The organism is Vibrio sp. OPT20, from assembly GCF_963889365.1.
In the GTDB taxonomy this organism is placed as follows: Bacteria; Pseudomonadota; Gammaproteobacteria; order Enterobacterales; family Vibrionaceae; genus Vibrio; species Vibrio splendidus.
Genome location: NZ_CAWPOA010000083.1, coordinates 1 through 235, shown reverse-complemented (window position 1 = coordinate 235; position 235 = coordinate 1). Strand labels below are relative to the sequence as shown.

Below are 235 nucleotides of genomic sequence, written 5' to 3'. Positions count from 1 at the left end.
CACCTGATTCCATGCCGAACTCAGAAGTGAAACACAATAGCGCCGATGGTAGTGTGGGGTTTCCCCATGTGAGAGTAGGACATCGCCAGGCTTTAAATTAAATCTTTAGGTTGACCGACCTGGAGATATGGACGCTCACTTAGTGAGTTGACCACTGCGGAGTGGTAGTTCAGTTGGTTAGAATACCGGCCTGTCACGCCGGGGGTCGCGGGTTCGAGTCCCGTCCACTCCGCCA

The 235-nt window shown here is 53.6% G+C and carries 1 tRNA gene and 1 rRNA gene; both read left to right on the top strand.

What is annotated here, in order from left to right:
- Positions 1-91, top strand: a 5S ribosomal RNA gene (rrf, locus tag AACR09_RS18715); the annotation flags it as partial.
- Positions 92-158: 67 nt separating this feature from the next.
- Positions 159-235: transfer RNA gene (locus tag AACR09_RS18710), tRNA-Asp, on the top strand.